Annotated in this window: 13 protein-coding genes and 1 riboswitch; of the genes, 3 read left to right on the top strand and 10 right to left on the bottom strand. The window is 62.5% G+C overall.

Annotation, left to right across the window (positions count from 1 at the left end; translation table 11 throughout):
* Positions 1-5 precede the first annotated feature (5 nt).
* The 9 genes from cobO to cbiB form a co-directional block, all read right to left on the bottom strand.
* On the bottom strand, positions 6-617 hold the full coding sequence (gene cobO, locus EHN06_RS01690; RefSeq protein ID WP_127329592.1) for a cob(I)yrinic acid a,c-diamide adenosyltransferase: 612 nt from the start codon (positions 615-617) through the stop codon (positions 6-8).
* Positions 610-1,941 (bottom strand): cobyrinate a,c-diamide synthase, encoded by a 1,332-nt coding sequence (locus tag EHN06_RS01685; RefSeq protein ID WP_127329590.1) that lies wholly within the window; start codon positions 1,939-1,941, stop codon positions 610-612. Before EHN06_RS01685 ends, cobO begins: the two co-directional genes overlap by 8 nt.
* Before the next feature lie 158 nt (positions 1,942-2,099).
* Positions 2,100-2,870, bottom strand: coding sequence for an ABC transporter ATP-binding protein (locus tag EHN06_RS01680; protein ID WP_127329588.1), 771 nt, complete (start codon positions 2,868-2,870; stop codon positions 2,100-2,102).
* A complete protein-coding gene (locus EHN06_RS01675; RefSeq protein WP_323053026.1) occupies positions 2,870-3,784 on the bottom strand; it encodes an iron ABC transporter permease in 915 nt (304 codons plus the stop codon). Before EHN06_RS01675 ends, EHN06_RS01680 begins: the two co-directional genes overlap by 1 nt.
* Positions 3,785-3,856: 72 nt before the next feature.
* Complete coding sequence (locus tag EHN06_RS01670; protein ID WP_127329586.1) at positions 3,857-4,753, bottom strand: cobalamin-binding protein; 897 nt, start codon at positions 4,751-4,753, stop codon at positions 3,857-3,859.
* Positions 4,747-8,961 carry a cobaltochelatase subunit CobN gene (locus EHN06_RS01665; protein ID WP_127329584.1) on the bottom strand — a complete coding sequence of 1,405 codons (4,215 nt, stop codon included), beginning with the start codon at positions 8,959-8,961 and terminating at the stop codon, positions 4,747-4,749. The genes EHN06_RS01670 and EHN06_RS01665 overlap by 7 nt, the downstream gene beginning before the upstream one ends.
* A 22-nt stretch (positions 8,962-8,983) precedes the next feature.
* Entirely contained in the window at positions 8,984-10,786 is a 1,803-nt protein-coding gene (locus EHN06_RS01660) for a TonB-dependent receptor plug domain-containing protein (protein WP_228257389.1), read from the bottom strand.
* 150 nt (positions 10,787-10,936) lie between these two features.
* A riboswitch (cobalamin riboswitch) is annotated at positions 10,937-11,151 on the bottom strand.
* An 11-nt stretch (positions 11,152-11,162) separates the two neighbouring features.
* Positions 11,163-12,188, bottom strand: coding sequence for a threonine-phosphate decarboxylase CobD (gene cobD, locus EHN06_RS01655; RefSeq protein ID WP_127329582.1), 1,026 nt, complete (start codon positions 12,186-12,188; stop codon positions 11,163-11,165).
* Entirely contained in the window at positions 12,185-13,126 is a 942-nt protein-coding gene (cbiB, locus tag EHN06_RS01650) for an adenosylcobinamide-phosphate synthase CbiB (protein ID WP_127334311.1), read from the bottom strand. Before cbiB ends, cobD begins: the two co-directional genes overlap by 4 nt.
* A gap of 285 nt (positions 13,127-13,411) precedes the next feature.
* On the opposite strand from cbiB, the gene cobT reads away from it, so the two are divergent.
* Together cobT and EHN06_RS01640 are read left to right on the top strand one after the other, a co-directional pair.
* Entirely contained in the window at positions 13,412-14,467 is a 1,056-nt protein-coding gene (gene cobT, locus EHN06_RS01645) for a nicotinate-nucleotide--dimethylbenzimidazole phosphoribosyltransferase (RefSeq protein WP_416332572.1), read from the top strand.
* Between the two features lie 9 nt (positions 14,468-14,476).
* Positions 14,477-15,082, top strand: a complete 606-nt coding sequence (locus EHN06_RS01640; RefSeq protein ID WP_127329578.1) for a histidine phosphatase family protein — start codon at positions 14,477-14,479, stop codon at positions 15,080-15,082.
* Positions 15,083-15,088: 6 nt separating this feature from the next.
* On the opposite strand, the gene cobU is transcribed toward EHN06_RS01640, so the two are convergent.
* Positions 15,089-15,613, bottom strand: a complete 525-nt coding sequence (gene cobU / locus EHN06_RS01635) for a bifunctional adenosylcobinamide kinase/adenosylcobinamide-phosphate guanylyltransferase (protein ID WP_127329576.1) — start codon at positions 15,611-15,613, stop codon at positions 15,089-15,091.
* Between the two features lie 199 nt (positions 15,614-15,812).
* On the opposite strand from cobU, the gene EHN06_RS01630 reads away from it, so the two are divergent.
* Positions 15,813-18,284 (top strand): membrane dipeptidase, encoded by a 2,472-nt coding sequence (locus EHN06_RS01630; RefSeq protein WP_127329574.1) that lies wholly within the window; start codon positions 15,813-15,815, stop codon positions 18,282-18,284.
* Positions 18,285-18,328: the final 44 nt, after the last annotated feature.

Below are 18,328 nucleotides of genomic sequence, written 5' to 3'. Positions count from 1 at the left end.
GCCTGTTACAGCTCTACGCCTTTCTGGGCTTTTACACCCTGGTCCTTGAAGGCGTGCTTGACCACACCCATTTCGGTCACTGTGTCCGCCAGGTCCACCAGTTCCTTCGGTGCCGAGCGGCCGGTGACGACCACATGCTGCATTTCCGGCCGGGCCTGCAGATCATCCAGTACCCGGTCCAGGTCGATGTAGTCGTACTTCAGGGCGATGTTGAGTTCGTCCAGCAGGATCAGATCGTAGCTGTCGTCCTTCAGCATGGCGGCGGCCACGTCCCAGGCGGCATTGGCGGCTTCCACGTCCTGTTCCCGGTTCTTGGTGTCCCAGGTGTAGCCCTGGCCCATGACGTGGTAATCCACATTGGGCAGGTCCCGGAAGAAGGCTTCCTCACCGGTGCTGAACGCACCCTTGATGAACTGGACGATGCCCACTTTCATGCCATGGCCCAGGGCCCGGGCCACCATGCCAAAGCCGGAGCTGCTCTTGCCTTTGCCGGGGCCGGTGAGCACCAGCAACACGCCCTGCTCTTTCTGGGCGCGGGCGATACGCTCCTGCATGATTTTCTGCTTGGCTTCCATGCGCCGGGCATGGCGCTCAGGATCTTTAGCACGTTCACGCATGAGATTGCTCCTTCGCTGTCGAGGCCGGGGTCAGAGACTCACCCCGGAAAATGGCCGCCACCAATTCCGGTGCGGAAGGGAAATAACCATGAAAATAGCTGGCCACCAGGCCGTTGTGGCAGAACACCGGCTCAGCCTCGGTGCCCGCCAGTTTGCGGGTCCGGGCCCATGGGACCCAGTTGGTGTCCAGGCGGGAATGATGATAGGTGTGGCCCCGCAATTCACCCTGCTCCGTGGCCAGACTTTGCAGTCCCAGTGCCTGCAGCTTGCCCGCCATTTCCACACCGCCGGGCATCAGCCCCAGCAGATGGTGGCTTTCGCCGTTCTTGTCTATCAGGGTTTCGCAACAGGCCATCAGGCCACCGCATTCGGCCAGGATCGGCTTGCCGGCTGCATGATGCTGACGAATCGCCTCCAGCATCGGTGTGTTGGCGGCCAGCACGGCGCCATGCAGTTCTGGGTAGCCGCCCGGCAGCCATAGGGCATCGGCTTCGGGTACCTCGTTGTCGGTCAACGGCGAGAAGAACATCAGCTCCGCGCCCATGGCGTGCAACAGGTCGAGGTTGGCACGGTAGATAAAGCTGAACGCCGCATCCCGGGCGATGGCGATGCGCACATCCTCCAGCAGCCGGGGTGCCGGTTCCGGTTTTTCCGCAGACAGGGTAACCGGCTGCGGCAAGCCGTCCAGCCCGGCCTCGGCCAACACCTCGGCGGCGGCATCCAGACGCTGGCCCAGATCATCCAGCTCGCCGGCCTGAACCAGCCCCAGGTGTCGATCCGGAATGTTCATGGCCTCGTTGCGGGGAATCGCCCCCAGCAGGTCGATACCTTCCGGCAGGCTTTCCCGCAGCATGTCCCCGTGGCGGGCGCTGCCAATGCGGTTGGCAATTACCTGATAAACCGGCAACTCCGGATCAAAACTCGCCAGCCCCAGGGCGACTGCCCCAAACGTCTGAGCCATGCCCCGGGCGTCGATCACCGGCAACGCCGGAATGCCCATCAGCTTGGCCAGATCCGCACTAGACGGGTCGCCATCGAATAACCCCATGGAGCCTTCCACCAGGATCAGGTCCGCATCCTGGGCGGCCTCAGTCAGCCGCCAGCGACACTCATCCTCACCGGTCATCCAGGGGTGTAATTGGTACACCGGTTGGCCGGAGGCGACTTCCAGCACCATCGGGTCCAGATAGTCCGGCCCATGCTTGAACACCCGAACTTTTCGCCCGGCATTCCGGTGTAACCTGGCCAGGGCTGCAGTCACCATGGATTTACCCTGACCGGAGCCAGGGGCGGTAATCATTGCTGCAGGTACAGTTGCTTTCATATAAACGCTAGGTTCGCCTACCACTGAATTTGGGCGGCCGGGGGCGGGTACAGCCTTCCGGGACCGTCAAAAACATGGATGTTTTTGTCGAGCGTACAGGGACGTATTCACAGCGTGTCCCGGAAGGCTGTACCCGCCCCCGGTCGCTACTCCCAAGCTTAAGATTTAACAGGCACAAACACCGGAGCCCCATCAGCTTCCACAGTAATCAGTTTCTGGCCATAGAGTCGTTCAAGCGCCTCCGGCACCAACATCCGCTCCGCCGGTCCCCAACAGGCATCGCCATTGGGGTACAGCAACAACAGATGGTCACACCAGCGGGCCGCCAGGTTCAGGTCGTGCAGACACATAAAAATGGATCGTCCTGAACGAGCCTGCTCGGTAAGTAACTGCAATACCGACACCTGATGATGCAGGTCCAGATGGTTGGTGGGTTCGTCCAGCAACCAGGTGTCCGGCGCCTGGGTCAGCACCGTGGCAATGGCCACGCGCTGGCGTTCGCCACCGGATAAGGTGTTCACCAGGCGGTCACTCAAATGGCCCACATCCAGTTGTTCCAGCGCCTGCCGCGCGTGGCGCTCATCGTCCCCGGACTCCATCTGCCAGGGGGACAGCCACGGGTGACGACCGATCAGCGCGGTTTCCAGTACCGTGGCGGGAAAGCCATCCTGCCGTTCCTGAAACACCAGCCCCAGTTGTTGTGAAATCCGCCGGCGCCGAAGCTCAGTCAGTGAGTGCTCACCTAAATGAACTTCCCCATGACGCGGCGCCCGCAAGCCCGCCAGGGTATGCAGCAGTGTGGTCTTGCCGGCGCCATTCGGGCCCAGCACGCCCCACATCTGCCCCGGCTCTACCTTGAAATCCAGGGGCTGACCATCGCCCCGACCGGGAATATCAATCACCAGTTCGTTTGCCCGTAACGGATTCATCAGCGGCTCCGGTACAGCAGGTATAGGAATGTCGGTACGCCCAGCAGGGCGGTAATTACCCCCACCGGCAACTGTTCCGGCGCGATGACCACCCGCGCCAGGGTGTCCGCCAGCACCAGCAGGGTGCCGCCGGCCAGGGCGCAGGCAGGCAGAATCAGGCGCTGGTCGTTACCCAGCACCAGCCGCAGCATATGGGGCACCACCAGACCCACAAAACCGATACTGCCGGCCATGGTGACCGCGGTCGCGGTGAGCAGACTGGCAAGGATGTAGATCGTCCACTCCAGCGGTCGCACAGCCACCCCCAACGCGGCCGCCTGCATAGGCCCGCGAGCCAGCACGTTCAGGCTTCGGCCCAGCGGCACCAGCAGCAGGCACACCAGTAACAGGAAGCCCAGCGCCGGCCAGGGCGAACGGGCGTAGGACACATCCCCCATCAGCCAGTACAGCATCCCGGGCAGGCGCTGGGCCGGACTGATCGCCAGCATCAGGGTGATTACCGCGCCCCAGCCGGCGGCCACCACCACACCGGTTAACAGCAAACGGGACGGTGTCCAGCTTCCGGTACCGTGGGCCAGGCCAAACACCATCAGGGTGGCCAGCAGGGCGCCGGCAAAGGCCGAACCGGAAATGATCAAACCGCCCAGCCCGGCCAGCATCGCGAGCAGGGCGCCGACGGCAGCGCCACCGGACAAGCCCAACACGTAGGGATCCGCCAGTGGATTGCGCAACAACACCTGCATCAGGGCCCCGGCCACCGCCAATAGCCCGCCGGTGGCAAACGCTGACAGGGTCCGGGGCAGGCGCAGTTCCAGCACCAGAGTCTGCTGCAGGTTGCCGCCTTCCCCCAGAAGTACCGCCAGTACCTGCCCCGGCGCCACACTGACACTGCCCGTGCCCACAGACAGCACCATCGCCGCCAGACTGGCCAGCGCGAGGATCAGCAGTGGCTTGAGCAGCGGCCGGCTCACGGGCGTAGTCTCCGGTCAGCGCTTGGCACGGGCTTCGTCCAGTTTCTGGCAAAACAGCTTTGAACCTTCCAGCATACGCGGCGTCGGGCGCTGTACCAGGGACGGCGGAATGAAATAGAGATTGTCCCTGGCGGTGGCTTCAATACCGGGGAATGCCTCCCAGCGGGTCAGCCAGTGCCGGTTCTCTTCCCCCATACCACCGGCCAGGATGGCTTCGGGGTTGGCGCCGATCACCGCCTCCGGGCTGATCCGTGGCACCAGCCGTTCCAGCTCACCGAAGACATTGACGCCACCGCACAGGGTGATCACCTTTCCAATCAGGTGCTCGTCGTTCACCGTCATCAGTGGTTCGTCCCAGACCTGATAGAACACCGGCACTGGCTCCGAATTGCGGTATTGGCGTTCCAGTTCGGCGATGCCCCGGCGGAAACGTTCGGCTTCAGCGAAGCCTTCTTCTTCAGTGCCTGCCAGGGTGGCCAGCCGTTCAATGGTGTGGGATACCGCTTCAAACGTGCGGGGCTCGATGGAGAACACCGGAACCCCGAGATCCTTGATGGCCTCAAGCTGCTCCGGCGGATTGCCGGTGACCCAGCCAATCACCAGGTCTGGCTGCAGCTCCATCAACCGCTCCAGATCCATGCGGGTATGGCTGCCCACGGAGGTGACCTTTTTGGCTGCTTCCGGGTAGTCACTGAAGGACACCACCGCGACCACGTGTTCTCCGGCACCCGCGGCCCAGACCAGTTCGGTGGCTCCGGGGGACAGGGCCGCGATCCGGCTGGCCCGCTGGTCAAGGCAGACTTCCGTGCCGGTGTCATCGGTGGCACAGACCTCAGCGGCGTGAACAGGCGCCTGCCACAAGGCCAGCACGGCTGCAGCAATGGCCGTCAATCGTCTGGAAACATTCAGCATGAGGCTGTCCGGTTAGTCGGGTTCTGGCAATCGTCATTGGCAGCAGCCCCCAGAGGATAGGCGGTCGAGCCTCCCTTGCGGGCGGATTCAAAGGCTTCCCGCTGTTGCGGATCAAGCTGTTCCGCCACCCAGTCCATCAACGGATGGTCCGGCCGGGTGTGGCCGCTGCCGGGCAAGCCATGGTCGATGATATTGCCGGCAAAGTCACGAGCCAGGGCTCGGCGGGTGAACACATCCGCCTCCCAGAATCCCCGCTTGGCCGCCAGCAACGCAATGGCCTGCATATGGGTTTTGACGTGAACATTGTGCCCCTCCGCCAGGAACTCATCCAGCCCCAGGTTATGGCGATCCTGGAAGTACACTTCGTTGATCTCGTCCCACATGCTGGAGCGCAGCACCTGAGGACTCGTGACCTGCCAGCCCCAGAGGTTGTCGAGAAAATCGCTGCCCATGGTGCGGGCCCCGGCATAACCATGCTCCATCAGCGGCGCCAGCCATTGCGGGTTGAGGTTACGGGCGCGCAGCTCCACCTGCAGCGCGCGCTGCAGTGAGTCGACCCGTGGGCTTTTCGGATCTGCGTACTGCAGTACGCGGTTCTGTGGGGGCTCGCCGCGCAGGTGTTCGACCGCGTTGGAGAGGCCGCCCTGGAAGTCAAAACCGTCGTCGTTATCCAGCAGACCATAAAGGTGGCTCGCGCGCCCCAGGTAGGTGTGATTGACGGTGTGCAACTGGCGATCAAAGGCCTGGTGAGCGGGCTCGCCCTGACTGCCCTTGCCGTAGACATGGCCCATGCGACGGCGGTAGGCATCGCCCAGTTGTTTCCGATCCTGCCAGGCGCCGGTACGGGTGGCCAGTCGGTTAACGCCGGCGCCATAGGCCCCCGGTGCGGTGCCGAAGACCCGGTGGGCGGCCTCTGCGCCGGCATCACGCGCAGAGGCTCCGGCCGCCATCAGCACCCGTGTATCGGCAACCCAGCGGGCCGCGACCCCGTTGACGGCCAGGGTTTCGTTACCACGTTCGCGCATGGCCACCGGCAGATCCGACAGGGCCTGGTCCAGGGCTTCCACCATGTCCGGGTATTCCGCTTCTATGGTGTTCGCCGCGCCGGCCAGGGCGTAGCGGGAGGCCAGGTCCAGCCATTTCAGTTGGCTTTGATAAAGATCCCGGAACAGCCCGGAAGTGGTGAAGACCACGTTGCGTCGAACCGGGGTCTCGGTTTCCGGCCCGGCGGGCAGGCGCTCCAGCCCCTTGACGATGCCCCGGCTGTTCCACACTGGCCGAATGCCCAACAGTTTCATGCCGAAGGCGATCATTACACCTTCGTCGCGCACGGTGTCGGAGGCCCAGAGCACCAGGGCATCACTCTCGCCCGGCTGTTTGCTCTTGTCGGCCACGGCGGCTTCCGCCAGTTCGGTCGCCAGGGACCAGGCCACGCGGGTCGGAATCAGGTCATCGGACAGGGCGTGAAAGTTGCGCCCGGTGGGCAATACCGCCGGAGTTCGCAACGGGTCGTTACCCTGCCCCGGTGCCACAAAACGGCCGTCCAGCGCGCCGAGGAGACTCTGGCGCTCGGCCGCCGGTGATGCTTCCAGGTTCTCTCGCCATTCGCTCTCGGGCGTCCCGGCCTTACCCGCCATGGAGTCCAGCATGGTCTCCACCATCTCGGCACTCCAGTCACGGCCGAACACGTGCAGCCCCAGGGGCATGAAGTGTTCCTGCATATCGGTGACGTAGTGGCCCGCTTCGTGGACCAACAGGTCGGGGGACAACTCATCCACCGAGACTTCGTCCACCGCCAGGCCCATTTCGCTGGCGATTTCCCGTTCCAGATCTTCGCCGATATCCAGTACCTGGATTTTCTCCCGTAGCATGTCCAGCGCCCGCTCCCGCGTCGGGCTGTCAGGCTCGTTGGCGGACTCCCAGGTTTCCACCAGCTGACGCAATTCCAGCAAGTCATCGTAGAGTTCGGTGGCCGCCAGCGGCGGGGTCAGGTGGCTGATCATCACCCCCAGGGCCCGGCGCTTGGCCTGTATACCCTCGCCCACGCCGTCAACAATGTAGGGATAGATCAGCGGCAGGTCGCCACCCAGCAGGTCCGGGTAATCATCCCCGGTCAGCCCGGCGCGGCGGCGGGGCAGGAATTCCCGGGTGGAGTGACGCCCAACGTACACCAGGGCGTCCGCCTGATAGTGATCCCGCAGCCAGTGGTAGAAGCCCACGTATTGATGGGTCGGCGGGAAGGTGGTGTTGGCGTGCAGCAGTTCCTCGTCCACTTCCCAACCACGCGGTGGCTGCGGGCCGATAAAGATGTTGCCGAAGCGCAGGCCGGGGAAAATCAGCCGGTCGTCCACCACCATGGAGTGCCCCGGCGCCTCGCCCCAGCCCTTGAGGCCGGGTATGCCGGTGTTGGCCAGGGCATCGCGGCGGGCCTTCAGTTCATCCCGATGACCGCCCTCATTCAGCCGACGCTGCCAGAGCGATTCGTACTCGTCCAACCGGGTCAGGGCGCTCTTGCGGTTGGGGTGCTGGAGGTGTTCAATCAAATGACGCAGATCGCGGATGCCCCGGTTCAACAGCCCGGTCGCCAGGTCTTTCTCGCCCATACCGTGAGCCTGCTCCAGCCGCTCGTGCAGATAGCCCAGGGGACCGTGGGCCATTTCCTGCTGCACCACCGCCGGCAAGGTTTCCAGATAGCGCCGGTAGGTGTCACTGTCCATGGAGGCTACCTGACCCGCCATTTCCCGCAGCGCCCGGAGATCATCCGGCAGGCTCACGCCGCGCTGCTGGATCAGATCGGTCAGGGCCTCCGGACCGTCCGGCAGCGGGCCGGTGGTGTAGCCCTCGGCCTTGAGCCAGGTCAGCATCTCGTAGAGGGAGGCGGGCACATCCAGGTTGTCCGCACCAATGTTCTGGCGCCCCGGCGGGTGGTTGTAGTAGATGATCGCCACGCGCTTGTCAGCATTGGGTTTGGTTTGCAGAACCTGCCAGCGTTTCAGGCGATCGGCCACGGCGGCCACCCGGTCCGCTACCGGTTGTGTCAGGGTCAGGGCCACGCCGGTGCGTTCGTCGATCACTTCCGGTTCAGCGGTGGCCAGCACCATGGGCTGACTGACACCCTGCAGTTCCGGCATGGCCAGTTTGTAGTGCACCTTGTCTGCCGGGATGCCGTCCACTGACAGCTGCCACTGGTTAACAGTGCGTGAGGCCAGTCGCAGCCCCTTGATCACCGGAACGTCCAGTTGGGTCAGCGCCTCGGTGACCTGGCGCCGGCCCTCACCGCCGCCAACGGTAAAATCCTGCAGGCTGACAATGCCGGTCAGGGTCGCCGGCCCAGTGGCTTTTTCCAGGGTACGCACCGCTTCCAGGCTGGCGCCGCCCCAGCGGGACAGGATGGCAAAGCACTGGATACCCCGGGTTTCCAGGGCGGCACAGGTGGCGTCCAGCAGGGCCCGGTCGCCCGGGCGGTCACCACTATCCAGATCCAGCAGAGTGACCACAGATCCGGGTTGCAGCTCCAGATCCCTGACATCCTCCACGGCTTCCCCGTTACGGTAGTAGCGAATCAGTGCCCGCGGTGGTAGGTCGGGCACGGTCAGGTCATGGCCAGCCTGCACCAGCAACCAGCGCAACAGGCCATCCAGATGTTGCGGAGTGCGGCCCTGATAAAGGGCTCGTCCGTCCAGCCAGGGGGCTTGATGCGGAAACTGTTGGCGCAAGGCCTTCCGGTGGGCCTTCACATCTGCGCCCGGCTCCGGGGCTTTCATCAGATCGTTAAGGGCAGAGGCATCGAGCCCGTCCAGCACCGCGCGCCCGTCCAGCCTCGACAACCGGGTCAACGCACGGTCGCCGTTGACGGCCAGTATCGGAAACGAGCGATCTGCCGCCTGATCCCGAACCGCCTGTTCAAGCCGCCCCACCTGATCGCCGAAGACCGCCGCCAGCAGCAGGGCATCAGCACGGCCGACCAGTTCATCCAATGCCTGGTTGTCCAGGGCAGCCAGCTGTTCCGGTGTTCGCAGTACGACCCGGTGGTCCGGATTGGCGACCAGGAATCGTTCCGCCCCGGCAGCCATTTCCGCCGCCGATCGTTCCGAGACCACGCCAACGACCGTGGCACCGAACACCGGGGTCGAAAGCAGCACTGTCAGTGCCAGGAAAAAGGCGAGTGCCGGGCCATTGATGGTTTGGTCTGGACGCGTGTAGTTCATGCCTTTGCCTCTCCGGGCCCGATCAGATGTCGTAACGGATGGTCAGCATCGCGGTGCGACCGGCGGCAACGTACTCGCTTCCATCGAAGCGCAGGGCCGTGGCGTATTCCCTGTCCAGGACGTTGTCCACCGTCAGGTTTGTGGTCCAGTGACTGTCAATCTGCCACTTTGCCCGCAGGTCCCAGGTGGCAAAACCGGCAATGCGCTCCTCATTATCGGCATCGTTATAGCGGTAGCCCTGCCCCTTCACCGTTGTGCCCAGGGACACCTGGCCAAAGGCCCGGTCCACATCCACCCGGAACTGCTTGGCGCTGCGGCGACGAATGCGGTTATCGGTCTCCTGATCCCGTGGGTCGGTGACCGAGGCAGCAGCCTGCACGGTCCACGCGTTCAGCTCCAGGCCAGCGCTGAGCTCGGCACCCCGGATACGCGCTTCGTTCACATTGAACGGGGCGAAGCGGCCGTCCTTCATGGTGAACACAATCAGGTCGTCAGCATCAGTCTGATAAATGGCGGCGTCCCAGAACCAGTGGTGGTACTGCCCGCCAATGCCCAGCTCCACGCTGCCGGCGGTTTCCGGTTGCAGGTCCGCGTTACCGAAGCCCGGGAAGTAAAGATCGTTGAAGGTGGGTGCGCGGAAGGACGTACTGTAGCTCACCCGGGCCCGATGATTCCGGTCCAGGTCAACGCCCATGGCCACTGCTCCGGTTTCCTCGCGGCCAAAGGCCTCATTGTCGTCCGCCCGCAGGCTCAGTTGAAAGTCAGTGGGACCGAAATTCAGCAGGGCCTGACCAAAAATGGCGGCGTTGGTGCGGCTGGATTCTTCATATTCGGTGGTGCTGTCAACTTCATCCACCAGCAGTTCACCACCCACAATGTACTCGTGACGACCGATGCTGATCTGGTTTTCCCAACGAGCACTGCGCGTCTTGGTGTCGAAGGTGCTGTCGCCGAAGGTATCGCGGTTGTCGGATTCATCGAGGGATTCCGCCAGCAGGATGCGGCTGCGCCAGTAATCGCTGATGGGCGTGTCCAGACGGAAACCGAGGGTCTGGATGGCGAAGTCGGTGTCACCGCCCTCGAATTCGGTATTGCCCTGGGCCCGCATGAGGACAACGCCAGCCTCACCGCCGGAGTCAAACTGGTGGGCAACGGACGCGAGGGCCGAGCTGTTGCGAAAGCCCTTGTCTTCACCGCCTTCCACGATGGCGGTGCCGTCGGTCTCCAGGTGGCTGGCGCTCAGGCTGTATTTCATCCGGCCTTCGGTGCCGGCGGCTCCGGCGGTGTATTCCTGCGTGTTGAAATTGCCACCACCGGCCTGGACCCAACCTTCATGGCCGGTCGGCGCACTGTGGGTAAAAGCCTGGATAACGCCGCCAACGGCATCGGCGCCGTAGAGGTTGCTGCGCGAACCCCGCACAATTTCCACTCGCTCAATCATCTGCGGCGGGAAATACTGCCAGGCGGCACTGCCGCTGGTGGCCGAGCGCAGGCGCACGCCATCCACCAGGAACACGGTGGATTCGCTGCCGGTACCCCGGGTGTAAACACTGATGTTCTTGCCGAACGATCCGTTACTGGAGATGTCCAGGCCTGGCTGTCCTACCAGCAACTCCTCGAAAGTCTGGGGCTGCAGGCGTTCGATGGCCTTTTCATCAATGACGGTAACAGAGGAGTCGCTTTCGCCCCGGGTTTTCGGGCCCAGGGTCGCGGTGACCACAATCGGGTCCAGCGTGGATTCGGAAGTTTCATTGCCCAGGGCGGGCTGGGTTGTGATCAACAGGGTTGCCGCAGACAGGGTCACGGTCGGTAGTGCGTACTTCATCTCAACGTCCTCATTCTCGTGCACGCCCGCACGAATGGATTAGGTAATGACGTTGGGGCAGGCAATCAGGTAACGGGAGAAGAAGCAGGTGTTCGGGGAGCATCCAGGTCGGGTTGGAGTAGCCGGCACCTGCCATACTGTCGCCCACCGCAACGTCTGGCAATTTCAGGCCGGTCTCCGGGCTTATGAGCGGTCTGCCTCGGGCACACCCGGGTGATCGCCTTCCCATACCCTCAGGGGGCACAGTGGCGCATTCGATCACCGTTGACTCAATTACCGTTGCGGGGGCAGCGCCGGAATCCAACCGGCTTCCCGTTTCACCCCTGTGTCGCTTTGCACGGGGCACCTGAAAAAGTGCGGCAAGGCTAGCAATCGGTTAACGATTGGTCAATGACATTCGGCAAGCTATCAGGGCCTGCGACAGCCTTTCCCACTCCGTTTCGGATCCAGGTAATCCAAACCGCAGGGCCGGCGGCTGATCAAACTGACGAACAAGAATGCCCTGCCTGGCCAGCGCGTCGGCCAGTTCTGCCGAGCGCGGGTGCTGAAAATAGCGAAACAGCAGGCTTCCCCCGGAACCGTTCAGGCCGTGAGCAGCCAGCAACCGTTCCAGCCGCTGACTGTCCGCCAACAACCGCTCGGCTGTGGCGGCTTGCCAATGGTCATCCGCCAGGGCCAGCCCCATCACGTAGCGGGCGGGACCACTGACTGTCCAGGGGCCAATCGAGTTCCGCAGGCGTTCCGCCAGCGCGGGTCCGGTCAACACCGCACCGGCCCGTACGCCCGCCAGGCCAAAGAACTTACCAAGAGAGCGCAACACCACCAGGCCTTCCCGCCCGGTCGCAAACCCCAGACTCAGCTCCGGGCGGCCATCCACGAACGCCTCATCGACGATCAGCCAGCCACCCCGGTGCTGCAGCCGTTGATGCCAGCGCAAAAGTCGGTCTGGCTCGATAGTCTCTCCGGTGGGGTTGTTGGGATTGATCCAGACCAGCACATCTAGGTTATCCAGCCAGGACTCATCCTCACCGGTGACCTGTGCCCCATCCAGGCTGACCACCCGATGCCCGGCACAGGACCAGCTGTGACCGTGCTCCCGATAGCCGGGGCTGGGAACACCCACACGGCACGAGACCCGCAACCGGGGCAACGCCATGATTGCCTCCTGGCTGCCGGCCACCGGTACACAGGCAGCGTCAGCGGGAGCCCCCGCCCACTGTCGCACGAGGGCTTCGAGGTCATCATCCGGCTCCGGCAACCGCTGCCAGACCTCCGGCGGCATATCCGGTACCGGCCAGCCGTTGGGGTTTATACCGGTGGACAGGTCCAGCCACTGATCGCGGGGAATGCCCCAGCGTTTTGCCGCTGCATTGAGTCGTCCGCCGTGTTCCGGTGCAGTCATGCCCCTACCCCCAAAAGAAGTCCTGCCACAGCAAACAGAGTGAGCACACCTAGCCAGAGCCAGACACCCATCCATACCATGCGAAGGGCACTATCCACCGTGTCCGCACTGGCCGCCGGCCCATGCCCCAGCACCGGTCGCTGCTTTATGCCCGAAGCATAGGGCGACGGACCGCCCAGAGTGACAGCCAGAGCCCCGGCACCCGCGGCCATTACCGTTCCGGCATTGGGGCTGTCCCATTGCGGCGCCTGGGTCCGCCAGCAACGCCAGGCCAGGCGGGTGTTACCTAGCAAGGCGTAGGTCAGTGCCGTCAGACGGGCAGGCACCCAGTTCATCACATCGTCCAGCCGGGCGGCCACCCGCCCGAAATACAGATACCGTTCATTGCGATAGCCCCACATGGCATCCAACGTGTTGACCATCCGGTGCAGCAACACTCCGGGAATACCCGCCACCAGAAACCAGAACAAACTGGCAAACACCGCATCGGCCCCGTTTTCCAACATGGATTCACTGGCCGCCGCAGCCACACCCTGTTCATCCAGCTCGCTGGCCTTACGGCTGACAATCCGCCCCACCTGTTCCCTTGCAAGTTCAAGATCGCCGCTATGCAACGCATTCGACACCGCCCGACCATGCTCCGTCAGCCCTCTGATCGACAGTGCAAGGTACAACACCAAAGTTTGCAGCAGCAGATACACCCATACGTTCAGCGTCCATCGCAATAGCTCGGCCACCATCAGCACTGGCAGCACTAAGATTAATACGCCCAGCAGCCCCAATGATATTGACCGACCTCTATGCGTCGGCGACCGGTTCAGCCATCGTTCCACCAACCCCGCCAGACGTCCGAACCCCACCAGCGGATGCCAACGACGTGGCTCGCCGAGCCCGCGATCCAGTAGCACAGCAAAAAGGCAAACAATCACGGAGAAAATATAGGCATTCAAATTGGCAGAATCTCTCTTAAGCAGACAAACCTTGGGAGTGAGGAATTGGTTGGGTAGGGCTCTCCAAAACACGCTGTGAATACGTCCATGTACGCTCCGCTCCGCCATCCATGGCTCCGCAGGGTTTTGGAGAGCCCTACCCAACCAATTCCCCAGACTATGGGCGTTCGTGATCAGGCAGGAGTTTAACCGAGTCACCGTCAGCCTTGACACCTTTTCGGACCGGGTAGACCATTCCCTGTTTTCACCGGCCAGGAATACTCCATGCCCTCACTGCCTCAGTGCTGGATCCACCAGCCCCGAAAACCCGACACACAAATTGTCACGCTGGCAACAGAACGCCAGCAGGTTCTGACCAAGCCACCGGGGTCCTTGGGAAAGCTCGAACAACTGGCCATCCAACTGGCAGGTCTGCAGAGAACTGAACAGCCGACGGTGGATCCCCTACGAATCACCGTGTTTGCCGGCGACCATGGTGTGTGTGAGGAAGGTGTGTCCGCGTTTCCGCAGGAAGTGACAGCGCAGATGATCGCCAACTTCGCCGGTGGTGGCGCCGCCATCAGCGTGATGGCAAAACAGCTGGATGCGTCGCTGGAAGTAGTGAACCTGGGCACGGTTGGCGAGGTGCCAGTATTACCCGGTGTCCGGGATGAACAGATCGCACCGGCGACGGCCAATCTGGCGGTGACCAACGCGATGACCGAAGACCAGGTGTGCGCCGCACTGGCCAGTGGCGACGCGGCGGCAGAACGCGCTGCTGACGCCGGCAGTCGGTTATTTATTGGCGGCGACATGGGTATTGGCAACACCACCAGTGCCGCTGCCCTGGCCTGTGCCCTGCTGAATCAGTCACCGGAGCAACTGGTTGGCCCCGGCACAGGTCTGGACAAAGCAGGGATTTCCCGTAAAAGTCAGGTGGTGGGCCGGGCACTGGAAAGACACGGTAAAAACACCGATCCTTTGACAGTACTGGCCTCTCTCGGCGGCTTTGAAATTGCCGGGCTGACCGGCGCGATACTGGGTTGTGCGGCGCGGGGCATTCCGGTGCTGGTGGATGGCTATATCGTCTCGGTGGCCGCACTGTTAGGTGTTCACCAACAACCCGCCCTGCGGGATTGGCTGTTGTTCGCACACCGCTCAGCGGAACCGGGACACACCAGGGTTCTGGAGGCTCTGGACGCAGACCCGCTGCTGGATCTCGGCATGCGACTGGGCGAAGGCAGTGGCGCGGCGGTGGCCGTTCCCCTGCTGCGGGCAGCCTGTGCCCTGCACAACAACATGGCCAGTTTTGCCGATGCCGGTGTCAGCAATAAAGACGCTACGTCCTGAAGGACCCTGATGAAAAACAGCACCACAACCATTGACCTGATCCGCCACGGCGAACCCGCCGGGGGCCCGATGTTCCGGGGCAGCCAGGATGACCCTCTCAGTCAGCTGGGATGGCAACAGATGCGGGCCGCCATATCCGAAAACGATGAATGGGACCTGGTGGTTACCTCGCCGCTACTGCGTTGCCACAGGTTTGCCAGGGAGCTTGCGACCGACCGGCAGCTCCCCCTGGAACAGGATGATCGTCTGCGGGAAATCAGTTTCGGTGACTGGGAAGGCATGACAGCCGACGCCATCCTCGCTGACGCCCCGGAGGCGCTGACCCGGTTCTGGAACGACCCTGTCGCCCATCCGCCACCCGGCGGTGAAACGATAGCCGGGTTTCACGCCAGGGTGGCGGATGCCTGGCATCACTGGTGTCGTGAAGCGGCAGGGCAGCGTGTTCTGGTGGTGTGCCATGGCGGTGTGATCCGCATGATCCTGGCCGAGGTCATGGGCATCCCGCTGAACCGGAGTTTCTCAGCCCTGTCGGTTCCCTATGCCTGTCGCAGCCGGGTGCGAATTGACCAGTCGGAGCACGGTGTTTTCAGTTGCCTGCTGAGCCATGGTTCCTGAGAACCATCACCCCTTGAGCCACAGCGGCTGTCCCGCCACGCTCATGACTACCCGGTCACAGGTGGCCGCAATCGCCTGATTCAGCCAGCCCAACTCATCGCAGAAGCGACGGGTCAGGGGATCCATGCCAATGGTCCCCAGCCCCACTTCGTTGCTGACAATGGCGACACTGCCGGGGTAGTTCCGCAATGCCTCCAGAAACGCCTCGCGCTCTTGACCAAAGGTCTCCCCACCAGCAAACAGCAGGTTGCTGACCCACAAGCTCATGCAGTCGACCAACAGGAAGGGTGGAAGGCGCTCACCCTCATAGGTTTTCAGGACACTGGCAAGCCTTAGCGGCTCTTCCGCCAGTCCCCAGCGGGCTGGACGACTGTCCACGTGTCGCTTCACCCGCTGCGCCATTTCCTCATCCCCCACCGTCGCCGTGGCAACGTAGACCACCGCATCGCCGGATTCGGTTGCCAACCGCTCAGCCAGCGCCGTTTTTCCCGAGCGGATGCCCCCGATAACGAGGGTTTGAGAAATACCCATGAATGCTCCTTCGGGTTCAGTCGATGTGATCAAAAAACGGCCCAATGTGACGTAGTTCACACTTTTTCAATATGCTACAAACTATCACGTTATCCCGGAGAAGGGCCTTTCCGGGCGACCACAACAATAATCGAAATGCCTCAACAATAAAAAAAGAATTGCCGGGCAAACCGGTAATGACGACGAATGAGAGGTTCACATGAACTATAAGAAACGGCCCATGCGTACAGCATGGGTATTGGCTGGTGCGCTGTTGATCACCGGATGTGGCGGCGCCGATGGTGGCAACGACAGCAGCCCGCAGCAGGGACCATCAACACCTTCCAACGATCCTGTTGTTTCCTCGGACACTGAAACCTTCAGGAAACAAGACCCGATTGACCGCTATAGCTTCGCCAATGGCTGTTACACCCTGGAAGCTGGCGGCAATTACCTGAGCGCCGACCCGCAATCGGGCCAGTACGCCACTACCCGGGATGCCGCTCAGGCCACCGCATTCAGGCTGCGTCCCACGCGCCTCGGCGCCTATCTGATGATGTCCGGATATCAACGCAACAGCGGGGAAGTTGGTCGGTTCGATTTGCTTGGCATCAGCGATCCCGCCGGTGAATTCCTGGACGAGGCCGGCAATTTCATCGGCGAAATTTCCTATCTGGTCGCCGGTCTCGGTGACACCACCAACCTGGTCCTGGATCCGGTGGCGCCGCTGGGAGATGCCCTGCGTTCGATCGGTGAGAGTCTTGAATTCACCGGCGACCAGCTCGGTGACACCACCGTCAACCCCTCGCTGGCCATGGTCAGTTCGCCCAGTGATCTGGCGGTATGGCAGTTGCAGCGGCTGGGCGATGAACAGCGCTATACCCTGGCCTCCGACGTCACCGGCCTGATGCTGGCAACCACGGATGACGGCCTCGCGCTGGTGTCTCCTTCCGTGATTGATGAATCCGGTGCCTTTGCCCTGCGTGAGGCCAAGGGTTGCGACCATTACCCGGAAGCGGAACTGAATGCCGAGATTCTCGATTCGAAAGGTCCGGCGATCTACCTGAAAGAAGTGGAGCGCTTCCGCCAGGTGAAAGGCATTGATAAGGACGACGTCTTCGGCTTTGTCGACACCCACTCCCACATCTCCGCCTATGAGTTCATCGGCGGACGGGTGAACTACGGCGCGCCCTTTCACCGCTTTGGCGTCACCCATGCACTCCATGACTGTGAAGCCGTCCATGGTCCCTGGGGCGCCACCGGTTTCGTTGAACTGGCCACCAGCGGCATCGGTCTGCACGACACCCAGGGCTGGCCCACATTCAATGACTGGCCCCGCTACAACTCCCTGCAACACCATCAGAGCTATTACCGCTGGATGGAACGGGCCCACCTGGCGGGCATGAAGATCCTGGTGAACCATCTGGTGCACAACGAGATTCTCTGCCGCATCAATCCGCAGAAACAGAATGACTGCGACCCCATGGAATCCATCCTGCTGCAGATCCAGCGCATGTACGAGATGCAGGACTACATCGATGCCCAGCACGGCGGACCGGGGAAAGGCTGGTTCCAGATCGTCACCAGCCCGGCCCAGGCCCGCGATGTGATTGATGACGGCAAACTCGCCGTGGTACTCGGCATCGAGATGTCCAAGGTCTTCAAGTGCGGCGAATTCCTCGGCGTGGCCGAATGCACCCGTGAAGACATCGTGGAACGGCTGGATCAGTTCTACCAGCTCGGAGTCCGTAATATCTTCCCGGTTCACAAGTTCGACAACGCCTTTGGCGGCCACCTGCCGGACCTGTCCACCGGCATTGGCATCGGTCCGATTCTCTATGCCGGCAACCTGCTGGAAACCGGTCATCCGGTGGAATTCGAGGAATGCCCCGAAAGCGTCGAATACACCGGAGGCGAGCCGGACCAGAACGCCGACCTGCAACCCTTCGGCCTGTTCGATCAGTTGCTGTACCAGATGGACTACCTTGGCGAGCGTTTCCCTGAAACCCCGGAGGAAATGGCCGCACTCGACCCGCGCCGGGGCACCGACCAGCTCTGTAACCGTCGCGGCCTGAGCGATCTGGGGGACTTCCTGATCAAGGAACTGGTGCGCCGCAAGATGATGATCGAAACCGACCACATCAGCCGCAAGGCCGCCGCGCGGATTCTGGAGATTACGCGGCCACTGGATTATCCGGTGATCAACAGCCACGGCGGCTGGGGCGGCACCGAGGCCCTGCGGGATCGTATCGCGGCCCAGGGCGGCATTACCGCCTCCTTCGGCGGCACCCGCGAAGACTGGGTGCGCAAGCTGACCCGGGATGGTAACCGCCCGCGCCACGAAGACCTCAAGGTGGGCCCTTTCGGTGGCGCAGGCTTCGCCTCCGACGTTAACGGCATTGCGCAGCTGGCGTCCAATCCTGGCACCGCCGAGGACGAAGCTGGCCTGTACCCGTTCACCTCGATCGACGGTCGGGTCCGTTTCGATGTGCAACGCACCGGGGATCGGGAGTTCAGCCTTTACGACGGCCGCGGTGTGGCTCATTACGGCCTGTACCCGGACCAGATCGAAGACATGATCCGCAACAGTGATGCCGATCCCGAACAGATTGACGACGCCATCAATCAGCTTTTCACCTCCGCCGAAGCCTACCTGCGGATGTGGGAACGGATTGAAAACGCGCCGCTATAAGAACAAGGACAAGACTATGAACCCAATAATACGAACCAACAGCT

It is taken from the genome of Marinobacter sp. NP-4(2019) (assembly GCF_003994855.1).
GTDB lineage: Bacteria > Pseudomonadota > Gammaproteobacteria > Pseudomonadales > Oleiphilaceae > Marinobacter.
Note: the sequence above shows the minus strand (reverse complement) of the source record. Positions and strands in the feature narration are given on the sequence as shown.